At 59.8% G+C, this 445-nt stretch carries 1 protein-coding gene; it reads left to right on the top strand.

Annotated elements, in window-relative coordinates; all coding sequences use genetic code 11:
- Positions 1-445, top strand: a 445-nt coding sequence (locus AXE65_RS13725; protein ID WP_204376499.1) for a hypothetical protein, incomplete at both ends; no start/stop codon positions are given.

Genomic DNA, 445 nt, shown 5'->3' with positions numbered 1-445 from the left:
TTTTATTGCGCTCGCACCGGCGGACGTGATCACGCTGGACGGCGCAAGACTGCGCGTGCTTGCCGTAGAGCTGGAAGCGGGGCAACAAAGTATCCGCGCCGTCTACGACCGGCAAAGCGCCTACACCTCGACCATCAAAGGCATCCCGCGCAGCGAGACCAGCACCCCGCCCGATTTAATCCTTAGCCGTACCTTATTGCACGTCTTTGAAGCGCCGCCCTTAGAAGACGCTCATGACACCTTGGGCTTTTATATCGCCGTGACCCCAAGCGCACTCAATTGGCAAGGCGCACAGGTCGATTTATCGCGCGACGGCCAGACCTTTGTTGATGGTGACGACGCCACCGTTTACGCCACCTTTGGCGAGCTGACCGCGCCGCTTAATCATCATCGGCACGAATACCGCGACGACGTTAACACCCTCCGCATCGAGCTGGCACGCGCC

The organism is Ventosimonas gracilis, assembly GCF_001580025.1.
Taxonomy (GTDB): Bacteria; Pseudomonadota; Gammaproteobacteria; order Pseudomonadales; family Pseudomonadaceae; genus Ventosimonas; species Ventosimonas gracilis.
The sequence above is the reverse complement of the archived record's forward strand: the minus strand, read 5'-3'. Positions and strand labels throughout refer to the sequence as shown.